The following is a 24,690-nucleotide window of genomic DNA, read 5'->3' as shown; positions in this document are numbered from 1 at the left end:
CTCTCTCAGAGGTGGGAAACCGGCGGTATGACACCCGGTTGCAGGTAGTGTTCGATACGCAGTAACTGGTCGGTCAGTAAAAGCTCGCGATTGAGACCGGTTACCGTCAAAAGTTGTTCACGACTCTGGCAGATATCATGAAGGATAGCGTGCAGCGACTGCCCTGACAGGCGATTCGCAAGTGTGGTGACCAACGCCCACACGTCAGGGTTAGTCAGAAGCGTAGCCCCCTGCTGGATTTTGAGCGCATCCAGCAGCAGTGCGGCCAGCCAGTGCAGCCGTTCCGGAGCCTGATCGCTGTTCAGCGCTGGCAGCATGCTCAGCCAGTCATGGCTGTCGAGGGCTGATTCAACCGCACGACACAGCGTTTCACGCTGGGACCACACCTCCGGCTGCAATAAGGCCAGCGCAGCCGCAGGCGCACCGCTGCACAGGCGCAACGCCGAGCGCGCCGCGTCTTGTGACACCGTCACTTCTCGCTCAAGCCAGGCGAGCGACCAGAATTCCTGAGGGACAGCGAGGTGGTGAAGACGGCAGCGACTGCGCAGCGTCGCCAGCAAGCGTTCCGGCTCGCGGCAGGAGAGGAAAAACCAGGTGTTCTCTGGCGGCTCTTCCAGGGTTTTTAACAGGGCGTTGGCTGCGGCTTCCGTGAGCAGCGCGGCGTCTTTCAGCCACACTACTTTCGCCCCGCCCAGACGCGCATATTCGTACAGTTTCTCACTGACCTCACGCACCGCGTCGATACCGAGCGTATTTTTGCCCTTCTCGGGTTCGAGGGTGTAATAGTCAGGATGCGTGCCCGCCTGCATGAGCTGGCAACCCCGGCACTTACCGCAGCTTTTATGTCCTTCCGGCTGTTGGCACATCAGAAAGCGGGTGATGGCGTAAATCAACGCATCATCACCCATTCCCGGAAGCGCCTGGATCAGTAACGCATGATGCCCCCGACCAACCTGATAGCTGCCGATCAGCTGTTCAAAGTGTGGGCGCAACCATGGATACCATTTCATGCCTGCTGCTCCTGTAGCCACTGCGTAACAGTCTGCTGAATATCACGCGTAACGTCTTCAAGGGATTGCGTCGCATCGATGGTACGAATGGTCTTGTCCTGCCCGGCCAGCTCCAGATAACGCGCACGGGTGCGGTTAAAGAAATCAAAAGATTCCTGTTCAATGCGGTCCAGTTCGCCGCGGGCACGGGCGCGCTTCAGGCCCACCTCAGGGGTCACGTCCAGATACAGCGTCAGGTCAGGACGGAAATCGCCCAGAACCGCGTTGCGAAGCGTAGCCAGCATGGTCTGGTCGATACCCCGGCCACCGCCCTGATATGCCTGGGTTGAGAGATCGTGGCGATCGCCAATCACCCATTTCCCTTCTGCCAGAGCGGGTTTGATCACCGTCTCCACCAGCTGAACGCGCGCCGCATAGAACATCAGCACTTCCGCTTTGTCGGTAATAACTTCATCGCCAACGGATTTGATATCCAGAACCAGGCTGCGCAGTTTTTCCGCCAGCTGCGTACCGCCCGGCTCGCGGGTGAAGACCATGTCGGCAACGCCAAGCGACGTAAGCGTATCCACCACCACGTTACGGGCAGTTGTTTTGCCCGCCCCTTCGAGTCCCTCAATGACAATGTATTTACTGCGCATTTTTTTCCTTAAGTGCCTTCAGATAGTCCTGAACGGAGCGATTGTGGCTGGCCAGGTTGGTATTGAACGTGTGCCCCCCTTTTCCGTCAGCCACAAAATAGAGATACGGCGTTTTGGCCGGGTGCGCGGCGGCCTTCAACGATGCTTCACTCGGCGTCGCAATCGGTCCAGGCGGCAGGCCGCTAATCACGTAGGTATTATACGCCGTTGGCGTCTCCAGATCTTTTCTGGAAATCCTGCCGTTGTAGTTTTCGCCCATGCCGTAGATGACGGTAGGATCGGTTTGCAAACGCATGCCGATGCGCAGACGGTTAATAAACACCGAGGCAACCTGGTCACGTTCGGCAGCAACGGCCGTCTCTTTCTCGATGATCGAGGCCATCGTCATGAACTGGTTTTGATCTTTATAAGGCAGGCCTTCTGCTCGCCCTTTCCAGGCAGCGTCTACCGCCGCGACCATTTTGTTGTGCGCGCGCTTCAGAATGGCCACATCCGTCGTGCCTGCCGTATACATCCACGTATCGGGCCAGAACCAGCCTTCCACCCACTCGGGATGTTCGAATTTTAAGGCGTCTGCCACGGTCTGGTAGCGGTCATCTTTCAGCGTATGCTTGATGTACGGCGCGTCACGCAGCTGCCTGAGGTAATCGCTCAGACGCATACCTTCCACGAAACGCAGCGGGAACTGGGCTTCTTTACCACTTTCCAGCAGTTGCAGCATCTCGCGCACGGTCATGCCAGGGGTAAAGCGATAGGTACCGGCCTTGAAATGGGACAGGTCCGGTTCAATACGCAGCAGCCACTGGAATACGCGTGGGCGATTGATAATTTTGTCGTCATACAGCTGCTGACCAAGCGCCTGCCGCCCGGTCCCCGCTTTCAGGGTAAAAATCGTCTCGTCTTTTATCAGGATCTGACTCTCCGCCAGCTGACGGACTTTCCACACTCCCGCTCCGCCAGCGATACCTAACGCAACGATCAGAAGGAGGACAAAGCGTAACATTTTCTTCATGACTACCTGGTTTGCTCACATAACGGGGCCAGTAACTGGAACAGCTCGCGGGATGACCAGCATTTGCGGCCATAAGCGCGAACGGGGACAACGGGCATCAGCGCATTGCAGATAACGACTTCATCGGCAGCCAACAGCGCCTCTTCCTTAGCGTTGACTTCGACAACGCGAAAGCCTGCGCGTGCCAGCTGGTGCATACAAAACTGCCGCATAATGCCGTTGACGCCGGCCTGCTCCAGCGAAGGCGTGAACACGTCACTGCCCTTCCGCCAGAGTAAATTAGCCGCACAGCATTCCGTAATGTACCCTTCGCTGTCAAGAACCAGCGCCTCCCCGGCCTCCGTCTGCTCAAGATGAGTACGAATTAGCACCTGTTCAAGGCGGTTGAGGTGTTTTATGCCAGCGAGCATCGGGTTTCTTCCCAGACGTACCGGACTTAGCGCCAGGGCTACGCCCTCTTCACGCCAGTGCGCATAATGGGAAGGATAATCTGAAACGGAAAGGATCCGCGTAGGATGCAGACAGGCAGAACCGCTATAGCCCCGGCCACCGCTCCCGCGGCTGATAATGACTTTCAGGACGCCGCTTGCTTTTTCTGACGCCAGCCGACGCATCTCACTTTCAAGAATGTCCCACTGCGAGAAGGGGATCAGTAATGTTTCGCAGGCTTTTTGTAAACGAAGGATATGGGCCCCGAGCAGGCACACGTCACCGTCGAGAATACGCGCAGTCGTGAAACAGCCATCGCCAAACTGGGTCGCCCTGTCGCTTGCCGGCAGCGTGTCTTGCTCAAGGCCATTAATCAAAAACATAGTGGCTCCTTATGCGTGGAGGCTCAGTCTGGCAGGATGTGAACAGCCGGACAAGGGGATTTCGCCTAATAAAAAAGGCCCGGCAAGCGGACCTTTTTTATCGTCAGCGACCAACCAGACTCAGACCTTTTTGAAGATCAGAGAACCGTTAGTCCCACCGAAGCCGAAGGAGTTACACAGGGTATACTCCATACCGCTAACCTGGCGCGCTTCGTGAGGAACGAAGTCCAGATCGCAACCTTCATCCGAGTTATCCAGGTTGATGGTTGGTGGTACAGCCTGATCGCGCAGCGCGAGAATAGAGTAGATTGACTCTACTGCCCCCGCAGCGCCCAGCAGGTGACCGGTCATGGATTTCGTGGAGCTCACCAGCACACGGCTGGCAGATTCGCCGAAGATAGACTTAACAGCCTGCGCTTCTGCTTTATCGCCCGCAGGGGTAGACGTCCCATGCGCGTTAACGTAGCCAATCTGTGCCGGCGTAATGCCCGCATCACGGATGGCGTTTTCCATCGCCAGCGCAGCACCTGCGCCATTCTCTGGAGGAGACGTCATGTGATAAGCATCGCTGCTCATGCCAAAGCCAACAACTTCAGCATAAATTTTCGCGCCACGTTTTTTCGCGTGTTCGTACTCTTCCAGTACGATCATGCCTGCACCGTCACCCAGCACGAAACCATCACGGTCTTTATCCCACGGACGGCTCGCCGCCTGAGGATTATCGTTTCGGGTAGAGAGCGCACGCGCTGCACCGAAACCACCGACGCCCAGTGGGGTACTGGCTTTTTCAGCGCCGCCCGCAACCATAGCATCTGCATCGCCGTACGCAATGATACGCGCGGCCTGGCCGATGTTATGCACGCCAGACGTACAGGCTGTCGCGATTGAGATGCTTGGGCCACGCAGGCCGAACATAATGGTCAGGTGACCTGCCACCATGTTGACAATCGTAGACGGAACGAAGAACGGGCTGATTTTACGCGGGCCGCCATTCATCAGAGATGTATGGTTTTCTTCAATCAGACCAAGACCGCCAATCCCGGAGCCGATAGCGGCGCCGATACGGGTCGCGTTCTCTTCCGTAATCTCAAGGCCAGAATCCTGCATGGCCTGAACGCCAGCGACAATTCCATATTGAATGAAGGCATCCATCTTGCGCTGTTCTTTGCGCGAGATGATCTCTTCACAGTTAAAATCCTTTACTAAGCCAGCAAATTTCGTTGCATAGGCGCTAGTATCGAAATGGTCGATTAGGCTGATGCCGCTCTGACCGGCAAGGAGAGCTTTCCAGGTGGACTCTACGGTATTGCCGACAGGAGACAACATGCCAAGTCCGGTCACAACTACACGACGCTTAGACACGCTTGTCCTCCAGGGAGGGATAAAAAAAGAGATTCGTGGGACAACAAAAGATAAAACTCAGGCGGTCGAATGACCGCCTGGAGATGTTCACTTACGCCTGGTGACCGTTGATGTAATCAATGGCAGCCTGAACGGTGGTGATTTTCTCAGCTTCTTCGTCCGGAATCTCAGTATCAAACTCTTCTTCCAGAGCCATTACCAGCTCAACGGTGTCAAGAGAATCTGCGCCCAGGTCTTCAACAAAGGAAGCGGAGTTCACAACTTCTTCCTGCTTAACGCCCAGCTGTTCGCCGATAATTTTCTTAACGCGTTCTTCGATAGTGCTCATACTCTTAAATTTCCTATCAAAACTCGCTTTCGCGATGGTTTTCGTAGTGTATAAAATGTTGAAAAATTTGCAACTAAATCCCGGCAGGTCTTACCACGATTTTACGTTATTTTGAGGCCATTTGCCCAAATAACGCAAATATTTTCGATCGTGATTAAACCATGTACATCCCGCCGTTGACGTGGAGGGTTTCACCAGTGATGTAACCCGCTTCGTCAGAGGCTAAAAATGCAACCGCGCTGGCGATTTCTTTAGGGTCGCCAAGACGACCCGCTGGAACTGCCGCCAGCGTACCCGCACGCTGCTCATCAGTTAGCGCACGCGTCATGTCCGTTTCAATAAAGCCCGGAGCAACAACGTTTACAGTAATTCCGCGGGACGCGACTTCACGCGCCAGCGACTTACTGAAACCGATCAGACCTGCTTTCGCCGCAGCGTAGTTAGCCTGACCAGCATTTCCCATGGTACCAACCACAGAACCTACAGTGATAATACGACCATGACGCTTTTTCATCATAGCGCGCATTACCGCTTTTGACAGACGGAATACAGATGACAGGTTGGTTTCGATAATATCGTTCCACTCGTCGTCTTTCATTCGCATCAGCAGGTTGTCGCGAGTGATCCCGGCATTATTGACCAGAATATCCACTTCGCCAAACTCTGCGCGAATATTTTCCAGAACAGATTCGATAGATGCTGGTTCAGTCACATTCAGTACCAGACCTTTACCGTTCGCACTCAGATAGTCGCTGATGGCCTGTGCGCCATTCTCGCTGGTCGCAGTCCCGATCACCGTTGCGCCGCGCGCAACCAGTGTTTCAGCAATAGCGCGCCCAATACCGCGGCTTGCGCCGGTCACCAGGGCAATTTTTCCTTCAAAACTCATGGTATTCCTCTTTTATTGCGAGAGTGCCGCTTTCATGGCTTCCGGCTCGTTAATCGCCGAGGCAGTCAGGGTATCTACAATACGTTTTGTCAGACCGGTAAGTACTTTACCTGGACCGACTTCATACAGATGTTCCACGCCCTGAGACGCCATAAATTCAACAGTTTTAGTCCACTGAACCGGGCTGTAGAGCTGGCGAACCAGCGCGTTACGGATAGCCTCCGGCGCGGTTTCGCACTTCACATCGACGTTATTCACAACGGAAATCGTCGGTGCGTTAAAGGTCATTTTTTCCAGCTCAACCGCGAGCTTATCGGCTGCGGGCTTCATCAGCGCGCAGTGAGACGGCACGCTCACCGGCAGGGGCAGTGCACGTTTTGCGCCCGCAGCTTTACAGGCAGCGCCTGCACGCTCAACCGCTTCTTTATGACCCGCGATTACCACCTGGCCTGGCGAGTTAAAGTTTACCGGAGAAACGACCTGACCTTCAGCAGATTCTTCACAGGCTTTAGCGATAGAAGCATCATCCAGACCGATGATGGCAGACATGCCGCCCGTGCCTTCTGGCACCGCTTCCTGCATGAATTTACCACGCAATTCAACCAGGCGTACCGCGTCAGCGAAGGCAATCACGCCAGCGCAGACCAGCGCAGAGTATTCACCGAGGCTATGACCCGCCATCAGCGTCGGCGCTTTGCCGCCCTGCTGCTGCCATACGCGCCACAATGCGACGGATGCCGCCAGCAGTGCCGGTTGAGTCTGCCAGGTTTTGTTCAGTTCTTCAGCGGGGCCCTGTTGGGTCAGCGCCCACAGATCATAACCCAGCGCGTCAGAAGCTTCACGGAAAGTCTCTTCAATAACCGGATAGTTTGCTGCCATTTCAGACAACATCCCAACAGTTTGCGAGCCCTGTCCCGGGAACACAAAAGCAAATTGCGTCATTTTTTAATCCTTATCCTAGAAACGAACCAGCGCGGAACCCCAGGTGAACCCGCCACCAAAGGCTTCAAGCAAGACCAGTTGGCCCCGTTTAATTCGTCCATCGCGTACCGCTTCGTCAAATGCGCACGGTACCGATGCCGCAGAGGTGTTGCCGTGGCGATCGAGCGTCACCACAACGTTATCCATAGACATGCCCAGCTTCTTCGCCGTCGCGCTGATAATACGCAGGTTAGCCTGATGCGGTACCAGCCAGTCGAGTGCGGCACGGTCCAGATTGTTCGCTTCCAGCGTCTCATCAACGATGTGAGCCAGTTCAGTCACGGCCACTTTAAACACTTCGTTACCTGCCATTGTCAGGTAAATTGAACTGTCCGGATTAACGCGATCGGCGTTAGGCAGCGTCAACAGCTCGCCGTAGCGGCCATCGGCATGCAGGTGCGTGGAGATGATGCCCGGCTCTTCGGACTGCCCCAGCAGCACCGCGCCCGCGCCATCGCCAAAAATAATGATCGTTCCGCGATCGGTTGGATCGCAGGTACGCGCCAGCACGTCAGCGCCGATCACCAGCGCATATTTTACGGCGCCCGATTTTACATACTGATCGGCGATGCTCAGTGCATAGGTGAAACCCGCGCATGCTGCTGCAACATCAAATGCCGGGCAGCCTTTGATGCCGAGCATGTTCTGCACCTGGCACGCTGCGCTTGGGAAGGCATGCGTGGCAGAGGTGGTCGCCACCACAATAAGCCCGATCTGTTCTTTATCAATGCCAGCCATCTCAAGCGCTCGCTGAGCGGCTTCGTAGCCCATGGTGGACACAGTTTCGTCTGGCGCGGCGATACGACGTTCACGGATACCTGTGCGCGTGACAATCCACTCGTCAGACGTATCTACCATTTTTTCAAGATCGGCGTTGGTACGCACTTGTTTTGGCAGGTAGCTGCCGGTACCTAAAATCTTCGTATACATGTACGCTCAGTCACTTTTAGCTAATACAGATCCCAGGCGAGCGGCAATCCTCTGAGGGACTTGACGCTGCACCGCCTGCACTGCCTGTTCAATCGCGACGGTAAATGCTCGCTGATTGGCGGCGCCATGACTCTTAATCACGATGCCGCGCAATCCTAACAGACAGGCGCCATTATACTGGTCGGGGTTGAGGTGACTGAATCGCCGCGTCAGGCTTTTTTGTAACCAACGCTTTAATATAATCAGCCACCAGGACCTTTTTTTACCGTCTCCCTGCGATTTCAGCAGAGAAAGGAACATTCGTACGACCCCTTCCATGGTCTTCAACGTCACGTTTCCGGTGAAGCCATCACACACTAATACATCCGTTTTGCCCGTCAGCAACTCATTGGCTTCGAGATAACCAATATAGTTGATGGAGGGGACCTGTTTGAGTATTTCCGCAGCGTCGCGGATACTGTCCAGACCTTTGGTCTCTTCTTCACCAATATTCAATAACGCAACGCGGGGATTGTTAATCCCGAGCACGTCTTCTGCCAGCACCGACCCCATAACGGCAAACTGAGCCAGCATTGTACTATCACAATCCACGTTAGCGCCCAGATCCAGCACCACCGTTTTGCCCTTCTGCTGATGCGGTAACACCGTCACCAGCGCCGGACGCTCAATGCCCTCAATCGGCTTGAGCAATAATTTCGACAGCCCCATCAGCGCGCCAGTATTTCCCGCGCTGACGCAAGCCTGTGCTCGCCCTTCTTTCACCAGCTCCAGCGCCATTCGCATAGAGCTGCCGCGGCTATTACGAATAGCCTGCGATGGCCGGGCATCACTGGCAATAACTGACTGCGCAGGAATAATCTGCAGACGCGAACGTTGTTCAAAGTCAGCTTTTGCAAGTAATGGCGTGATTGTGTCGGGATTACCGACTAAAAGAAGTGTGAGTTGCGAATTAGAATTCAGTGCCTGCAATGCTGCAGGCACTGTCACGGTAGGGCCAAAATCTCCCCCCATGACATCTAACGCCAGGGTTAGACGTGTCAAGGTATCGTCGCAGCCTGGTTCGGTAAACTCCCCGTTTGCACGGGGAAGTTCCTCACTAAGCCTAATCACGCTGACGCGTGATTACTTAGTGATAACCTTGCGGCCGCGGTAGAAACCGTCAGCGGTGATGTGGTGACGCAGGTGTTTCTCACCAGAAGTCTTGTCTACAGACAGGCTGGTAACTGCGGTCAGCGCGTCATGGGAACGACGCATGCCACGTTTGGAACGGGTTGGTTTATTCTGTTGTACGGCCATGGACCTTACTCCTCAATTACTTACGCTTTAAGCTGGCTAATACGGCAAATGGGTTTGGTTTTTGCGCTTCATCAGGCAGTTCCCCAAAGACCATGTCCGCCTCGGACACTTCACAGTGTTCAGAATCATGCACCGGAACGACTGGCAGGGAGAGGATGACTTCATCTTCAACCAGCGCCAGAAGATCGATTTCACCGAATTCGTTAACCTCAATCGGCTCATACGCTTCCGGGAGTGCTTCAGCCTGTTCGTCAGAACGAACCGGACTAAAACAATACGTTGTGTGAACATGCTGTACAAACGGTTTCCCGCAACGCTGACATTCGAGCGTTACCGTCACCTTTGCATCACCGGTTAACACGGCGAGACGCTGGTTGTCGATAGCGAACGACATGGAGCATTCTACATCACTGTCCACACTGACTACAGATTCGGCAATACGCTCAGCCTGATCGGAAGAATAGATTCCTTCGTAATCGAGGCGTTTTTGAGCCGTACGAACCGGATCAAGAGTCAGGGGTAATTTTACCTTTTGCATAGGGCGCGCATATTAACTTTGTAACGTCATAGAGTCAAAGAAAAAGGCAACCAGAGCTGCCTTTTGCCAATTATTCGCACACATTGCGGCCTGTAGTTTAAAATGGCTGGCATCGATACGCTATATCTGGTGATAAAAATATGCCAAATCTCGTCCTTGCTTCCACTTCACCTTATCGCCGAATGCTGCTGGAAAAGCTCGGGATCCCGTTTGAATGCACTGCGCCGGAGGTGGATGAAACGCCACAGCCGGGCGAGTCACCGCGTCATCTGGTGACCCGTCTCGCGAAAGAGAAAGCACAGTCGCTGGCCGTACGTTACCCCGCTCATCTGATTATAGGCTCCGATCAGGTTTGTGTGCTGGACGGCGAAATCACCGGCAAACCGTATACGGAAGAAATCGCCTGCCAGCAGCTTTTGCGTGCGAGAGGCAGTATCGTGACCTTTTATACCGGCCTGGCGCTTTATAATTCTGCTTCCGGTCATCTGCAAACCGAGTGCGAGCCGTTTGATGTGCACTTCCGTCATCTTAGCGAACAGGAGATTATGGATTATGTGCGTCGGGAACGTCCGCTGAACTGTGCAGGGAGCTTTAAAAGTGAAGGACTAGGGATTGCGTTGTTCGACAAGCTCGATGGCCGCGATCCCAATACGCTGGTGGGGTTGCCGCTGATTGCGCTGTGCCAGATGTTAAGGCGAGAAGAGTGTAATCCGCTGACGATGTGACCGTTGCGGCCTGATGCCCCCACCCCGGCCCTCTCCCTGTGGGAGAGGGAGAAAAACATGTAGGCCGGGTAAGCGCAGCGCTACCCGGCACAAAATCAGCCGCGCAGAACTTTCAGACAGCGTTTGAGCTGCTCATCCAGCGGCGCTTCAATACGGATAACTTCACCGGTATTAGGATGGGTGAACTTCAGCGCTGCCGCATGCAGGAACAGACGCGATAGCCCCGTCCCCGCCAGCTGCTTATCAAATTCGCGATCGCCATAGCGGTCATCAAACGCAATCGGATGGCCCGCAAACTGGGTATGGACGCGAATCTGGTGAGTACGCCCCGTCACCGGACTACAGCGCACCAGCGTGGCGAATTCGTAGCGCTCTTCAACTTTAAAGCGCGTCTCAGACGGTTTCCCTTCCTGATTAACACGAACAATGCGCTCGCCGCTTTGCAGAATATTTTTCAGCAGCGGCGCCTGCACCACTTTCACGTGGGACTGCCACTGGCCGCGCACCAGCGCCAGATAATCTTTCTGCATCCCTTTTTCGCGCAGCTGTTCATGCAGTGAACGCAGCGCAGAACGTTTTTTCGCCACTAGCAGCACGCCAGAGGTATCACGGTCAAGACGGTGAACCAGTTCGAGGAAACGCGCTTCCGGGCGCAGCGCGCGTAACCCTTCAATCACGCCGAAGCTCAGGCCGCTCCCCCCGTGTACCGCCGTTCCGGACGGTTTATTCAGCACCAGAATGTGGTCGTCCTCATAAAGGATAACGTCGCTCAGGGCCGCGACTTTTTGCAGCTTCGGAGAAACGACCTCTTCTTCACGCTCTGCAACACGTACCGGTGGAATGCGGACTTCATCGCCCGCCTCGAGCTTATACTCTGGCTTCACGCGTTTTTTGTTCACCCGCACCTCGCCCTTACGCAAGATGCGATAAATCATGCTTTTTGGCACACCCTTCAGCTGGGTGCGCAAAAAATTATCGATACGTTGCCCCGCCTCGTCGTCGGCGATGGCAACCATTTTTACGGCTGGAGTCTCTGTTTTCATGGTTGGCGATTCTAAATAGCGTCAGGCATTAGCGCCACTCATTTTTCTATGCTTATATTTACTTTTATCCGGACCGCTCCCCTTTCGCGCAATCGATTTGGTGGTTATTAAACCAATCACCCCGTTGAAGTGAAGAAACTGTGAGTAACCGGGTGATAATTGGTAAAAGTCATCTTGCTATAACCCGGCGAGCAGTGGAATAATGAATCCGTTTTCCGCGTTAAATCCGGGTTTTGTAAGGATGTCGACGGAATGACCAATTTTGTCTGACCGATCATCCACGCAGCAATGGCGTAAGACGTATTGATCTTTCAGGCAGTTAGCGGGCTGCGGGTTGCAGTACTTCCCGGTATAAGGATTGTTCTCTGGAGAGTTTTCCCAGGCAATTCCCCTGATAATTGCGCTGTGTTTCCGTATGAAACACAGGCAACCGACACTCTGCGCCTCTTAAGCGAGCGACAACCGTGAGGTTGGCGACGTGAATAGACACGAGGCCATCGGTTCATACCCCGGAAAGCGTCACCTTGCCCGCAGCTTTGTCGTCAATGTAAGAATAACGAGTAAGTTACGATGAAAAGAATGTTAATCAACGCAACTCAGCAAGAAGAGTTGCGTGTCGCCCTTGTGGATGGGCAGCGCCTGTACGATCTGGATATCGAAAGTCCTGGACACGAACAGAAAAAAGCGAACATTTACAAAGGCAAAATCACCCGCATTGAACCAAGCCTTGAAGCTGCATTTGTCGATTACGGTGCTGAGCGTCACGGTTTCCTTCCTCTCAAAGAAATCGCCCGCGAATATTTTCCTGCAAATTACAACTCCCATGGCCGTCCGAACATTAAAGATGTTCTGCGTGAAGGTCAGGAAGTTATCGTCCAGATCGATAAAGAAGAGCGTGGCAACAAAGGTGCCGCACTGACCACCTTTATCAGTCTGGCAGGAAGCTATCTGGTGTTGATGCCAAACAACCCGCGTGCGGGTGGCATCTCTCGCCGTATCGAAGGTGATGACCGTACAGAGCTGAAAGAAGCGCTGGCAAGTCTTGAGCTGCCAGACGGCATGGGCCTTATCGTGCGCACCGCAGGCGTCGGCAAATCTGCCGAAGCATTGCAGTGGGACCTGAGCTTCCGTCTGAAGCACTGGGAAGCCATCAAGAAAGCGGCTGAAAGCCGTCCTGCTCCGTTCCTGATCCACCAGGAAAGCAACGTCATTGTGCGTGCCTTCCGTGATTATCTGCGTCAGGACATCGGTGAAATTCTGATTGATAACCCGAAAGTGCTTGAGCTGGCTCGCCAGCACATCGCCGCGCTGGGTCGCCCGGATTTCACCAGCAAAATTAAACTGTACACCGGTGAAATCCCGCTGTTCAGCCACTATCAGATTGAATCCCAGATCGAGTCTGCCTTCCAGCGTGAAGTGCGTCTGCCGTCCGGCGGTTCTATCGTTATCGATACCACCGAAGCGCTGACCGCTATCGACATCAACTCCGCGCGTGCAACCCGCGGCGGCGACATCGAAGAGACCGCCTTCAACACCAACCTAGAAGCCGCTGATGAAATCGCCCGCCAGCTCCGCCTGCGCGACCTGGGTGGTCTGATTGTTATCGACTTCATCGACATGACCCCGGTTCGCCACCAGCGTGCGGTTGAAAACCGTCTGCGTGAAGCGGTGCGCCAGGATCGCGCGCGTATCCAGATTAGCCATATCTCGCGCTTCGGCCTGCTGGAAATGTCCCGTCAGCGTCTGAGCCCGTCACTCGGCGAGTCCAGCCATCACGTCTGCCCGCGCTGTTCCGGGACAGGTACCGTGCGTGACAATGAATCGCTCTCCCTCTCTATTCTGCGTCTGATTGAAGAAGAAGCGCTGAAAGAGAACACCAAAGAGGTTCACGCCATTGTTCCGGTGCCGATTGCCTCCTACCTGCTGAACGAAAAACGTGCAGCGGTGAGCGCAATCGAAGCGCGTCAGGGCGGCGTTCGCTGCATCATCGTGCCAAACGACGAGATGCAGACCCCGCACTATCACGTGCTGCGCGTGCGTAAAGGTGAAGAGACAAGCACCCTCAGCTACCTGCTGCCGAAGCTGCATGAAGAAGAAATGGCGCTGCCATCGGATGAAGAGCCTGCCGAGCGTAAACTGCCTGAGCAGCCTGCATTAGCAACCTTCATCATGCCGGAAGCCCCGCCGGAAGCTACGCTGGAAAAACCAGCGGCAAAACCTGCCGTGCAAAAGGCGTCCCCTGCCATGCCAAAAGCGCAGCCTGAGCAGCCGGGTCTCCTGAGCCGCATCTTCGGCGCGCTGAAAAAAATGTTTGCTGGCGAAGAAGTTCAGCCTGAGCAGCCGAAAGAAGCGCCAAAAGAAACGAAACCAGAGCGTCAGCAGGACCGTCGTAAGCGTCAGAACAATCGTCGCGATCGTAATGACCGCAACGACCGTAGCGATCGTAACGAGCGCCGTGATAATCGTTCCGAGAACAACGAAGGTCGTGAACAACGCGAGGACAACCGTCGCAACCGTCGCGAGAAGCAACAGCAGAACGTTGAAGATCGTGAGATTCGCCAGCAGGCGGGCGATGAGTCCGAGAAGAGCAAACAGCGTGACGAGCAGCAACCTCGCCGCGAGCGTAACCGTCGTCGTAACGACGAGAAACGCCAGGCCCAGCAGGAAGTCAAAAACCTGAACCGCGAAGCGCCTGTTGAACAGCAGGACACGGAGCAGGAAGAGCGTACTCAGGTTATGCCGCGTCGTAAGCAGCGTCAGTTGACCCAGAAAGTGCGTGTGGGTGCTGTTCAGGCGGAAGAAAACGACGTTATCGCGGTTGAAGCAGCAGAAAGCACAACGGGTACACAGGTTGCGAAAGTTGACCTGCCAGCCGTAGTAGAAAATCAGGTTGAGCAGGACGAAAGCAGCGAAAACCGTGACAACGCAGGTATGCCGCGTCGCTCCCGTCGTTCTCCGCGTCATCTGCGCGTGAGCGGTCAGCGTCGTCGTCGTTACCGTGACGAGCGTTACCCAACTCAGTCGCCAATGCCATTGACCGTGGCGTGCGCGTCACCTGAGATGGCATCCGGTAAAGTCTGGATCCGTTATCCGGTTGCTCGCCCGGAACAGGCTGTTGAAGAACAGGCTGTGACCGAAGAGGTGATTGCACCGATAGCAGCGGTGGAAGACGTCGTGACTGAAGCGGCAACCGTGGTTGAACCGCAGGTTGTTGACACGGCGGCACCGCAGGCTGTGGAAGTGGAAACGACCCATCCTGAAGTCATTGCTGCGCCGGTTGATGCCGCTCCGCAGATCATTGCCGAAGAAGATACCGTGGTAGCTGAAGAAGTCGCGGAAGACGCTCAGCCAGTCTCCGCAGCAGAAGAGCCCGCAGACGTTACCGTCGAAACGGTGACTGAAGAGGTTGTTCAGGACGTCGAGATTCAGGTTGAACCTGTTGTCGAAGAGGTCAAAGCGCCTGAAGTGAAATCAGAGCCGATTGAGGTCGTTGCAGCTGTAGCGCCTGCTCACGTTGCTACCGCGCCGATGACTCGCGCCCCGGCACCTGAGTATGTGCCTGAAGCGCCACGCCATAGCGACTGGGTTCGTCCGGCATTCAACTTCGAAGGCAAAGGTGCTGCCGGTGGTCACAGTGCAACGCACATGGCTACTGCGCCAGCTACTCGTCCTCAGCCTGTTGAATAACGCACGCTAATACTGAAAGCCGACCTTCGGGTCGGCTTTTTTATGGCTGTTGCAGGGGCTTTCTCATTCCGGTGACCTCCGGCATTATCTGCCGCATCAGCTCCAGAAAACGCCGCAAGCGCGCCGGATAATAACGAGACCAGGGGTAAACCAGATGTACCGGTAGCGCTGCCGGCTGCCACTCTGGCAGTAGATGCACCAGTCGTCCTTCCTGAATATCATCCTGTACTGTCCAGCTGGATACCACCGCAACGCCTAGCCCGGTGAGTGCCGTATTGCGCGCCACATACAGGCTGTCGGTACTCAGGCGTGGCGTAATGGTAACCCGCGTCGGGGCAGATGATGCATCGTGGAAAAGCTCCACATGGCGTTGATAAAAAGAGCTGATGGCAATCCAGGGAAGCTGTTGCAAATCTTCCGGCGTTTTAACCGCGGGATAACGGGCCAGTAATTCCGGTGAAGCCACCACCGAGCGCGGCACTTCAGCCAGCAGCACGGACACGGTTGCCGGATCGACTTCCACACCCACCCGAATAGCACAGTCAAGGTTGTCGCCGAGGAAATCAACCGAGCGATCGTTGAGCATCCACTCTACAGAAAGCTGGGGATAGCGCTGCAAAAATTCGGTTAACGGTTTCAGAAGCTGATCCTGGCCAAACGCGTGCGGGGCGCGCACCCTCAGCACCCCAACCGGTTCATCTTCCGTCTGCCCTACCTCGTCTTCCAGCGCCAGCCAGCTGTCAATCACCCGTCGGGCATGCTGATAGCAGCGTTCGCCGTCATCGGTCAGCCGGGTCGTATGGGTTGTGCGCAGCATCAGGCGTACTCCCAGCATGGTCTCAAGCGACTGCAACCGTCGGCTCACCGTGGCCTGGGTTGTTGCCAGCTGACGTGCTGCCGCAGAAAGAGACCCCGCCTCCACAATGCGAACAAACGTTCGCATCAGTTCTACCCGATCTATACGCTCAGGCCTTTTCATACCATTTCTATCCATACGCTACACGTATAAGCGTTTTACCACCGCGCCCGCTACCGTCGCAAGGCGTACTGATAAAAAATAGCCGCACACGACGAATGAGGAACATCTTATGAACACAACTACCACCCGGGCCGTAAGCCGCTGGGTAATCTTAATGCTGGCGCTCGGTGCGGGCTTTAGCGTGGCATCCATCTATTATGCCCAGCCTCTGCTGCCGCTGATGGGCTCAGACCTGAACCTGAGCATCGAAGGCATGGGCATGGTCCCGACGCTTACCCAGGCGGGTTATGCCTTAGGTATTTTGTTTCTGCTCCCGCTCGGCGATCGTCATGATCGCAGAACGCTGATCCTGATAAAAAGTGCGGCTCTGGCGCTGTTCCTGCTGGGTTGTAGCCTGACCGGACAACTGCACTCCCTGCTGCTCACCAGCCTGCTGATTGGCATGGCCGCCACCATGGCGCAGGATATTGTCCCGGCCGCAGCGATCCTCGCGCCGGAAGGCAAACAGGGAAAAACGGTCGGCACGGTGATGACCGGCCTGCTGCTGGGGATTTTGCTCTCCAGAACCGTGAGCGGCGTGGTGGGTGAGGCCTTTGGCTGGCGGGTGATGTATCAGCTGGCCGCCGCAAGTATTGCCTTTGTCGGCGTGGTCATGTGGGCCGTGCTTCCCCGCTTCGCCGTTCACTCCACGCTGAGCTACCCGGCGCTGATGCGCTCCATGGAACACCTCTGGCGCCGCTACCCGGCGCTGCGTCGGGCCGCGCTGGCCCAGGGTTTTCTGTCGATTGCCTTTAGCGCATTCTGGTCAACGCTGGCGGTCATGCTGCTGGAACGGTATCACCTTGGCAGCGCTGTGGCGGGTGGATTTGGTATTGCCGGAGCCGCTGGCGCGCTGGCCGCACCGCTGGCAGGTGGTCTGGCAGATAAGCTGGGCGCCGGTAAAGTCACCCAACTGGGTGCCGCGCTGGTGACCCTCTCGTTTGCCCTGATGTTCCTGATGCCGGCACTGGGTATACACGGTCAGTTGATCCTGATTGCCCTCTCCGCGGTCGGTTTCGATCTCGGCTTGCAGTCCAGCCTCGTGGCCCACCAGAATCTGGTCTACAGCCTTGAGCCGCAGGCCCGTGGACGCCTGAACGCTCTGCTGTTTACCGTCATTTTCATCGGAATGGCGCTGGGTTCGGCATTAGGCAGCAATATCTACACGCTGGCAGGCTGGTCTGGCGTGGTGGCTCTGGCAACCCTGTGTGGTGCCATTGCGCTGGCTATCAGAGTGATTGAAAGCGCCCGGGTGCTGTCCGCACAGGCAGAAAGTGTGTAAAAAAAAAATGCCCAACCCGGACGGGTTGGGCAGTCAAAACATGCCCAGTTTCAAGACATGTTAAACAGGTCAGAGTCTTATCTGTTCATCTGGAACAAAGACATACCCTGCATATCGCTAAAGGCTTTATACGAGGCCTGCAACGCCGCCTGCTGCATGGTGTAGGACGAAATCACCGAGTTCCAGTCCACGTCAACCAGGTTACTCATCTGCTGGGTCTGACCCAGCGCGCGGTCTTCACCCAGAGCGTCCAGCTTGCCCAGCTCATCCAGCTTGATGCCGAGGTCGGCGCGCACGGTCAGCACGTTGTTGAGGGAGTTGCTAAGGCCACGGTTGGCTTTATCAATAGCCGCCGTAAACGCCTCGGCTTTCGTTTCATCCTCCCCAATCGGCGTATTCAGCGCTTCAATTGCGGAGTCGAGGATCTTGAACAAATTCGTTTCCGGTTTACTACCATCTGGCTCTGGCTTCGCATTGCTGGTGAAGCTATCGAAAACTTCAGTGCCCGTATGGCTGATTTGCATCGTGCGCGCTGAGTCAACCTGCTGGCTGATTGGCGTTCCGCCGCCCTTATAATCACCCGTAGTCTGGTCGAAAGCCGCCGCTTCGGTCTTGTAACCGGAAAAAATATAGCGGCCGTTACCGTCCGTGCTGTTAGCCAGGTTCATGAGCTGATCGCGAATACCTTGCAGGTTCGTGGCCAGCGAAGCGCGGTCATCGTCACTTAACGTACCGTTGCCCGCATTGACAATCTTTTCCTGAGCAGCCTGGATAGCGGTTGTCACTTGCGATAACACGTTCTCTTCCAGCGAGACTTTCGTCGTAGCGAAGGAGCGCGCCAGCGCATACTGGCTGTTTTGCGTTTGTGCCTGAGAGAGCACAACGGCCTGCGAAGCGGCAATCGGATCGTCAGATGGACGATTGATGCGCTTCCCCGTAGACATCTGCTCGCCGTAGCTGAGCCAGAGACTTTGGGAGTTCGTCACGCCGCGCATGCTTTGCTCATACATCATTTGAGTACTAATACGCATTTTTTATGCCTCAGCCTTAGCGGATATTGATCAATGCATCAAACAGCGTGCTCGCCGTTTGCAGCACCTGCGCATTCGCCAGATAGTACTGCTGATAGCGTTGCAGGTTGCCATACTCTTCATCCAGGTTAACCCCGGAGATTGACTGCTGTTGTTTGGTCAGCTGCGTCACCACGTTAACTTTGGTTTCGCTGCTGGTTTTCAGCGACGCCGTGGTGCTGCCCACCGTACTGACCAGCGCGGCATAAGCATCGTTAAAGGTTTTGTTCCCCCCCACCAGCTTAGCGCTCTGTAAATCCAGCAGCTTCTGGCCATTGGTATTGTCGCTTTCGCCGCTTCCTTGCGCGGAGGCCATCGCCAGTTTGGATTCGTCGCTGATCGCAACGTCCATATTCACAATGACGTCATTCACCGGTTTGACGATGAAACTGTCTTTATTATTGGCTGAGCCGCTAATCTTAACGTTAAGACCATCAAACGACAGATTACCGCTGGCGTCAGGCTTGGCCGTGAAGCTGGTGTTGTCCGACAGACGCGTGATTGTCCAGTCAGTACCGTTATACTCAACTTTGTAGTTTGTCGCCTGGACCTTGGTACTGTCCGTCATCGTGGCCGTAACGGACGCGCTTCCGGTGTTTTTGCCGTTACTCAGCACTGCCGGGGAGCCAAAATCAAACAGCTTGCCGCCTTTATCCCCGTTGGCATCAAAGCCCGCCTGGTGCTGGGTATTCATGGCATCCGCAAACGCCAGCGCCATCTGGTTGAGGGTGTTTCGCGCCTGATCCAGATCCTGAGAACGGAACGTTAACAGCCCTCCAAGCGACCCCGTGGTGATCTGTTTTTCTGAGATCTCCACGTTGCCTGCTGCGGCATCCACATACGCAATCGTTGCACGCGCTGGGTCCGCACTGGATTTCACCGCCGCCAGCTGACTTGCGTTGCTGCCCTGTACCAGGGTGTAACCGTTGGCGATAGAGATGTTATACGTGCCGCTGTCCTGTACGGTAACGTCCACACCGACAATCTTGTTCAGTTCACTCACCAGCTGATCGCGCTGATCGAGCAGTTCGTTCGGGGATGCGCCCGCCCCTACGCCAGTCAGCCGGGAGATCTGATCGTTAAGGTTAGCAATCTGCTTCGCATAGTTATTGATCTGATCAACGCTGGTAGAAATCGCCGTATTGACCTGCGCATCCTGATCGCGGAGATATTGATCGTTGGTTTTAAACTGGTTTACCAGACCATCCGCCTTACCGAGCACCGTCTGGCGTGCAGCCGGATCTTCTGCGTTACTCACCAGCGTTTGCAGGCTTTTAAAGAAATCCTGGAGGTTGGCAGAAAGCGAGTTCGTGGTATCCGACAGCACGTCGTCAATTTTTGACATCTGCTGGTAGCGCGTGGTCAGCCCACTGCTCTGGTTCTGCGCCGCACGCAGCTGGTTGGTGATAAACGCATCATATTCACGCTGAACGCCGGAGACATAGACCCCGTTACCCACCCAGCCACCACCGGTCAGGGTGCTGTTTGATGCCCCCAAAATGGTGGTCTGGCGGGTATAACCTGCCACGTTGTAGCTTGAAATATTATTACTGACGGTATTGAGTGCCGACTGCGCAGCACTGAGGCCACTCATGGCGCTGTTAATCAAACTGGACATGGGGGTTCCTTTTATACGTTCAGACACGAGTCCTGATGAAGGTTATCGGCAACCTCCTCCGGGACTTGAGAACTTTCAGAACAGATTTTCGAGATCTGTGCTATACGCTTTGCTGACCTTTTCAGACATGGATTTCAGCTGCTGGATCATGCTGGTCAGCTTGCGTGCATAGTTTGGATCGGTCGCGTAGCCGGCATTCTGCAATGCCTGAGCGCCCTGCTCTGGCGTGGCGGCCTGGGTCACCGCGGTGTAGCGCGGATTCCGGCTCAACAGCCCGACATAATCCGACAACGCTTCCAGATACGAGCTGTAGACGCGGAATTTGGCTTTCACCTTCACTGCCGCACCGTTTTCATATTCGGTAGTGGTGATTTCCGTGGTCGGCCCTTTCCAGCTGGAGGTGGCCTTCACGCCAAAGATGTTGAAGCTCGGCTCGCCGTTCTCCCTGCGGATCTGACGTTGCCCCCAGCCCGACTCCAGCGCCGCCTGCGCCAGAATCAGATGGTGCGGCACGCCGCTCTCTTCACTGGCAAGACGCGCCGGCAGGGAGAGCTGCGCCAGGAAGTCTTTGCTGTCGCCGGAGAGCGGCTCGTCACGCGTTTCTGCCGGCTTCGGCATCGCCTTACGCACCATCTGCGTTAGCGCCTGATTTTGATAACTGGTCACCTTTTCCAGATCAAACTTCAGCGGCACCTGCGGCGGGGCCTCTTCAGGCGGGAGTCCCTGAGCGGCTGCGGTCTGCTTCACGATCATGTCCGCCAGGCCGAGCCCCTTTCCGGCGGTCATTTGCTGGGCAATCTGCTGATCGTACATGCTGGTGTAAAGCCGTGTGGAATCGCTGCTGAACATGCCATCTTTCGGCAGAGTTTCACGCATGCTTTTCAACATCATCTGCACGAACATGCCTTCCACCTGACGGGCAACCGGGCGGATATTCGCCGCCGGATCCTTGCCCGCTTTGGTTTTCAGCTCGTTGAGCGACTGGGCATCCCAGGCGGCATTGGTCAACAGTTTGCTATCGGTCAGCATTTAGATGATTTCCAGTTTGGCGCGCAGGCAGCCTGCACTTTGCATGGATTGCAGAATGGACATCAGATCCATTGGCGTTGCACCCAGCGCGTTCAGAGCACGCACCACGCTGTTCAGGTTGGCGCTGGAGCGCACGCTCTGCAACGAACCGCCGCTCTGTCGTAAATCAATCTGCGTTTGCGGGGTCACTACCGTCTGACCGCCACCAAACGGGGTATCCGGCTGGCTGACGTTGGCCGAGCGGTTAACCGTGACGGAGAGATTGCCCTGCGCCACGGCGCAGCTGTCCAGCGTCACTTCGCGGTTCATCACCACCGAGCCGGTACGGGAGTTGATAATGACTTTCGCATCCTGAACCGGCACGTTCACTTCCATATTCTGGATATCGGCCAGCATCCGCACCTGGTTGCTGCTGCCGGTTGACGTGCGGATCTGCACGGTGCGGGCATCCAGCGCGGTGGCGCTGCCGTAGCCCCGGCTGCGGTTGATGGTGTCAGCGATCTGCTGCGCCATCGTAAAGTCTTCGTTATTCAGTTGCAGGTTAATGGTGTTGCCGGTGCCGAACTGGGTCGGCAGCTCACGTTCGATGATCGCGCCGTTGGTAATTCGTCCCCCGTTCAGCTGGTTCACCTGCACGCTGCTGCCGCCCGCCGACGCGCCTGCTCCGCCAACCAGAATGTTGCCCTGCGCCAGAGCATACACCTGGCTGTCGACGCCTTTCAGCGGCGTCATCAGCAACGTACCGCCACGCAGGCTTTTGGCATTACCCATCGACGAGACAACCACGTCGATGGTCTGCCCCTGACGCGCAAAGGCCGGATAAGACGCGGTCACCATCACGGCCGCCACGTTTTTCAGCTGCATGTTGGTCCCGGCCGGTACGGTAATACCGAGCTGCGAGAGCATGTTGTTCAGGCTCTGGGTGGTGAACGGCGTCTGGGTCGTCTGGTCACCCGTCCCATCCAGCCCCACCACCAGGCCATAGCCAATCAGGGAGTTTTCGCGCACGCCCTGCACGCTGGTGAGATCGCGTATGCGATCGGCCTGCGCAACGGTAGCGACCAGCGACAACGCCACGGCGAAGAGAAATTTATACATAGGTCACCTCGCTTACATCGGCGATAGGTTAAGGAAGAAGCGTTGCAGCCAGCCCATATTTTGCGCTTCGTTGATGTAGCCGTTGCCGACGTACTCAATGCGCGCATCCGCCACCTGGGTGGACGGTACGGTGTTGGTGCCGCTGATAGTGCGAGGGTTAACCACACCGGAGAAACGAATGAATTCCGTACCCTGGTTAATGGCGATCTGTTTTTCGCCCACCACGTGCAGGTTGCCGTTCACCAGAACCTGGTCAACCGTTACCGTCAGCGTTCCGCTGAAGGTATTGCTGGCGTTCGCGCCACCTTTACCGTTAAAGGTGTTGCCGCCGGAGGCTTCCACATCCGCACGGGCGTTGCCGAACAGCCCTTGCAGATAGCGCGGTACGGTGTCGAAGCCAAAATTGGTTTTGCCGTCGCGGCTGGCGTTCGCCGACGAGCTCTTGCTCGCGCTGACGTTTTCCTGCAACACAATGGTCAGCGTATCGCCGACGTTACGCGGACGACGGTCTTCAAACAGCGGCTGATAACCGTAGTTAATCGGCTGCGCGGTCTGGAAAATAGAACCGTTCACCACCGGCGCGGGGCCGGGAACGGGTTGGGCGGTAGTCGCACCCTGTACCAATGGTTTAGACGGGATCCAGGCACACCCGCTGAGGGTGACGGCCAGAACAGTCAGGATCGGATAACGAAACGCCGCGTTTTTTTGCATTGCCTTCATCTTCGAAAACAGGGAGCCGGTGCGACGTTTACCGCACCGGGCTACACCTTAGAGTTGCGTCAGTTTTTGCAGCATCTGGTCGGTCGTCGACACTGCTTTACTGTTAATTTCATAGGCGCGCTGGACCTGGATCATATTCACCAGCTCTTCCGCCACGTTAACGTTCGAGGTTTCCACATACCCCTGATACAGCAGCCCCGCCCCGTTCAGGCCCGGGGTACTTTCATTTGGCGTGCCGGAAGACTGCGTTTCGGTGTAGAGGTTCTCACCGATGCTTTCCAGCCCGGTATCGTTCATGAAGGTCGTCAGATTGAGCTGTCCAACCTGGACCGGCGCGGCCTGACCTTGCTGAGTGACGCTGACGATACCGTCACGACCAATGGTGATACTCAGCGCGTTCGCCGGGATGGTGATCGCAGGCTGAACCTGGAAGCCGCCCGCTGTCACCAGCTGACCATTCTGATCCACCTGGAACGAACCATCGCGGGTATAGGCGGAGGTCCCGTCAGGCAGCTGCACCTGGAAGAAACCCTGACCTTTGATGGCAACGTCTTTACTGTTGTTGGTCTGGGACAGGTTGCCCTGGCTGTGCAGACGCTCGGTGGCAACCGGGCGCACGCCGGTACCAATTTGCAGACCGGACGGCAGCGTGGTTTGCTCAGAAGACTGCGCCCCTGGCTGACGAATCGTTTGATAAAGCAAATCTTCGAAAACCGCACGCTGGCGCTTGAAACCATTGGTGCTGACGTTTGCCAGGTTGTTGGCAATCACATCCATATTGGTTTGCTGTGCGTCCAGACCGGTTTTCGCGATCCATAAAGAACTGATCATAGGGAGTCCTGTTAACTCATAGCCAGAAGTTGGTTAGCCTTGCCTGCGTTTTCATCGACGCTGCTGATAATTTTCATCTGCATTTCGAAGCGGCGGGCGCTGGCGATCACGTCGGTCATGGCTTCTACCGGTTTGACGTTACTGCCTTCCAGCACGCCGGACATCACGCGGATGGTCGGGTCGGCCTGTAACGTGGCGCCACGCGTGGCCTGCGCCGCCTGGGTCAGACGGAACATCCCGTCATCGCCACGCTGCACTTCGTTGCCTTCCGCTTTCACCAGCTTCAGACGACCGACAGGCGCAACGGTGTTAGCCGGGTCGCCCGGGTTTAACGCCGAAATCGTCCCGTCTGCCGCAATGGTCAGCTCTGACCCTTCCGGCACCGTCAACGGACCGGCTTCGCCCATCACCGGATGCCCCTGAATCGTCAGCTGCCCGGTGGCGCTCACCTGGATATTACCGTTGCGGGTATACCCTTCCCCACCGTCAGCCGTTTGCACCGCCAGCCAGCCGTCCTGCTGAAGGGCAACGTCCAGCGGACGCGCGGTGTAATCCATCTGGCCTGGCGTCATGTCGGCGCCCGGCGTGGAAGCGGTGACCAGCGTACGCGTGGGCAATGACAGCCCTTCTACCGGCACCGCACGCAGCGCGTTGAGCTGCGCACGAAAACCTGGCGTGGAGGCGTTCGCCAGGTTGCTGGCGGTAACAGCCTGCTGGTTGAGCGTCTGGCTTGCTGCGCCCATCGCTGTATATATTGCGTGATCCATTGCGCT

Annotated in this window: 24 protein-coding genes; 3 read left to right on the top strand and 21 right to left on the bottom strand. The window is 55.9% G+C overall.

Annotated elements, in window-relative coordinates; translation table 11 throughout:
- Positions 1-5: 5 nt before the first annotated feature.
- The 12 genes from holB to yceD form a co-directional block, all read right to left on the bottom strand.
- Entirely contained in the window at positions 6-1,010 is a 1,005-nt protein-coding gene (gene holB, locus O1724_RS09105) for a DNA polymerase III subunit delta' (RefSeq protein WP_126296685.1), read from the bottom strand.
- Positions 1,007-1,648, bottom strand: coding sequence for a dTMP kinase (tmk, locus tag O1724_RS09100; protein ID WP_045336685.1), 642 nt, complete (start codon positions 1,646-1,648; stop codon positions 1,007-1,009). The genes holB and tmk overlap by 4 nt, the downstream gene beginning before the upstream one ends.
- A complete protein-coding gene (gene yceG, locus O1724_RS09095) occupies positions 1,638-2,660 on the bottom strand; it encodes a cell division protein YceG (protein WP_045336687.1) in 1,023 nt (340 codons plus the stop codon). Before yceG ends, tmk begins: the two co-directional genes overlap by 11 nt.
- A 2-nt stretch (positions 2,661-2,662) precedes the next feature.
- Positions 2,663-3,472, bottom strand: a complete 810-nt coding sequence (pabC, locus tag O1724_RS09090) for an aminodeoxychorismate lyase (RefSeq protein WP_023315813.1) — start codon at positions 3,470-3,472, stop codon at positions 2,663-2,665.
- 120 nt (positions 3,473-3,592) lie between these two features.
- A complete protein-coding gene (gene fabF, locus O1724_RS09085) occupies positions 3,593-4,834 on the bottom strand; it encodes a beta-ketoacyl-ACP synthase II (RefSeq protein WP_126296686.1) in 1,242 nt (413 codons plus the stop codon).
- A 91-nt stretch (positions 4,835-4,925) separates the two neighbouring features.
- Positions 4,926-5,162: an acyl carrier protein gene (acpP, locus tag O1724_RS09080; protein WP_003857954.1), complete on the bottom strand. Its 237-nt coding sequence runs from the start codon at positions 5,160-5,162 to the stop codon at positions 4,926-4,928.
- A gap of 154 nt (positions 5,163-5,316) precedes the next feature.
- The gene (gene fabG, locus O1724_RS09075) at positions 5,317-6,051 is read right to left on the bottom strand and encodes a 3-oxoacyl-ACP reductase FabG (protein ID WP_058663354.1); all 735 of its coding nucleotides are present in this window, start codon (positions 6,049-6,051) and stop codon (positions 5,317-5,319) included.
- 12 nt (positions 6,052-6,063) lie between these two features.
- The gene (gene fabD / locus O1724_RS09070) at positions 6,064-6,993 is read right to left on the bottom strand and encodes an ACP S-malonyltransferase (RefSeq protein WP_003857958.1); all 930 of its coding nucleotides are present in this window, start codon (positions 6,991-6,993) and stop codon (positions 6,064-6,066) included.
- 15 nt (positions 6,994-7,008) lie between these two features.
- Positions 7,009-7,962: a beta-ketoacyl-ACP synthase III gene (locus O1724_RS09065; RefSeq protein WP_003857960.1), complete on the bottom strand. Its 954-nt coding sequence runs from the start codon at positions 7,960-7,962 to the stop codon at positions 7,009-7,011.
- Between the two features lie 6 nt (positions 7,963-7,968).
- On the bottom strand, positions 7,969-9,003 hold the full coding sequence (gene plsX / locus O1724_RS09060; protein WP_003857962.1) for a phosphate acyltransferase PlsX: 1,035 nt from the start codon (positions 9,001-9,003) through the stop codon (positions 7,969-7,971).
- A gap of 81 nt (positions 9,004-9,084) precedes the next feature.
- A complete protein-coding gene (rpmF, locus tag O1724_RS09055) occupies positions 9,085-9,258 on the bottom strand; it encodes a 50S ribosomal protein L32 (RefSeq protein ID WP_003857964.1) in 174 nt (57 codons plus the stop codon).
- Between the two features lie 16 nt (positions 9,259-9,274).
- Entirely contained in the window at positions 9,275-9,796 is a 522-nt protein-coding gene (gene yceD, locus O1724_RS09050; RefSeq protein ID WP_003857966.1) for a 23S rRNA accumulation protein YceD, read from the bottom strand.
- 140 nt (positions 9,797-9,936) lie between these two features.
- Here yceD and O1724_RS09045 point away from each other — a divergent pair, with 140 nt between their 5' ends.
- Positions 9,937-10,521: a Maf family protein gene (locus O1724_RS09045; protein ID WP_126296687.1), complete on the top strand. Its 585-nt coding sequence runs from the start codon at positions 9,937-9,939 to the stop codon at positions 10,519-10,521.
- A gap of 95 nt (positions 10,522-10,616) precedes the next feature.
- Here the strand turns inward: O1724_RS09045 and rluC are convergent, their stop codons facing one another.
- Positions 10,617-11,564, bottom strand: a complete 948-nt coding sequence (gene rluC, locus O1724_RS09040) for a 23S rRNA pseudouridine(955/2504/2580) synthase RluC (RefSeq protein WP_003857970.1) — start codon at positions 11,562-11,564, stop codon at positions 10,617-10,619.
- A 570-nt stretch (positions 11,565-12,134) separates the two neighbouring features.
- Here rluC and rne point away from each other — a divergent pair.
- Positions 12,135-15,251, top strand: a complete 3,117-nt coding sequence (gene rne, locus O1724_RS09035; RefSeq protein ID WP_126296688.1) for a ribonuclease E — start codon at positions 12,135-12,137, stop codon at positions 15,249-15,251.
- Between the two features lie 40 nt (positions 15,252-15,291).
- Here rne and O1724_RS09030 read toward each other — a convergent pair whose 3' ends face one another.
- Positions 15,292-16,230, bottom strand: a complete 939-nt coding sequence (locus tag O1724_RS09030) for a LysR family transcriptional regulator (protein WP_086598422.1) — start codon at positions 16,228-16,230, stop codon at positions 15,292-15,294.
- Between the two features lie 109 nt (positions 16,231-16,339).
- Between O1724_RS09030 and O1724_RS09025 the strand changes: the two genes are divergently transcribed.
- The gene (locus O1724_RS09025; RefSeq protein ID WP_003857976.1) at positions 16,340-17,551 is read left to right on the top strand and encodes an MFS transporter; all 1,212 of its coding nucleotides are present in this window, start codon (positions 16,340-16,342) and stop codon (positions 17,549-17,551) included.
- Positions 17,552-17,628: 77 nt separating this feature from the next.
- On the opposite strand, the gene flgL is transcribed toward O1724_RS09025, so the two are convergent.
- The 7 genes from flgL to O1724_RS08990 all read right to left on the bottom strand — a co-directional run bounded on the left by flgL (position 17,629) and on the right by O1724_RS08990 (position 24,684).
- The gene (flgL, locus tag O1724_RS09020; protein ID WP_003857977.1) at positions 17,629-18,582 is read right to left on the bottom strand and encodes a flagellar hook-associated protein FlgL; all 954 of its coding nucleotides are present in this window, start codon (positions 18,580-18,582) and stop codon (positions 17,629-17,631) included.
- Positions 18,583-18,598: 16 nt separating this feature from the next.
- Positions 18,599-20,239 carry a flagellar hook-associated protein FlgK gene (flgK, locus tag O1724_RS09015; protein WP_414539027.1) on the bottom strand — a complete coding sequence of 547 codons (1,641 nt, stop codon included), beginning with the start codon at positions 20,237-20,239 and terminating at the stop codon, positions 18,599-18,601.
- Between the two features lie 75 nt (positions 20,240-20,314).
- The gene (gene flgJ / locus O1724_RS09010; RefSeq protein WP_126296689.1) at positions 20,315-21,268 is read right to left on the bottom strand and encodes a flagellar assembly peptidoglycan hydrolase FlgJ; all 954 of its coding nucleotides are present in this window, start codon (positions 21,266-21,268) and stop codon (positions 20,315-20,317) included.
- Entirely contained in the window at positions 21,269-22,366 is a 1,098-nt protein-coding gene (locus O1724_RS09005; protein WP_003857984.1) for a flagellar basal body P-ring protein FlgI, read from the bottom strand.
- Positions 22,367-22,378: 12 nt separating this feature from the next.
- Positions 22,379-23,077: a flagellar basal body L-ring protein FlgH gene (gene flgH / locus O1724_RS09000; protein WP_003857987.1), complete on the bottom strand. Its 699-nt coding sequence runs from the start codon at positions 23,075-23,077 to the stop codon at positions 22,379-22,381.
- Positions 23,078-23,134: 57 nt separating this feature from the next.
- The gene (gene flgG / locus O1724_RS08995; protein ID WP_000625853.1) at positions 23,135-23,917 is read right to left on the bottom strand and encodes a flagellar basal-body rod protein FlgG; all 783 of its coding nucleotides are present in this window, start codon (positions 23,915-23,917) and stop codon (positions 23,135-23,137) included.
- 11 nt (positions 23,918-23,928) lie between these two features.
- Positions 23,929-24,684, bottom strand: coding sequence for a flagellar basal body rod protein FlgF (locus O1724_RS08990; protein ID WP_126296690.1), 756 nt, complete (start codon positions 24,682-24,684; stop codon positions 23,929-23,931).
- Between the last annotated feature and the right edge of the window lie 6 nt (positions 24,685-24,690).

It is taken from the genome of Enterobacter cloacae complex sp. HYC074_NIDB, from assembly GCF_056673345.1.
This window is presented reverse-complemented; position numbering and strand designations above follow the sequence as displayed.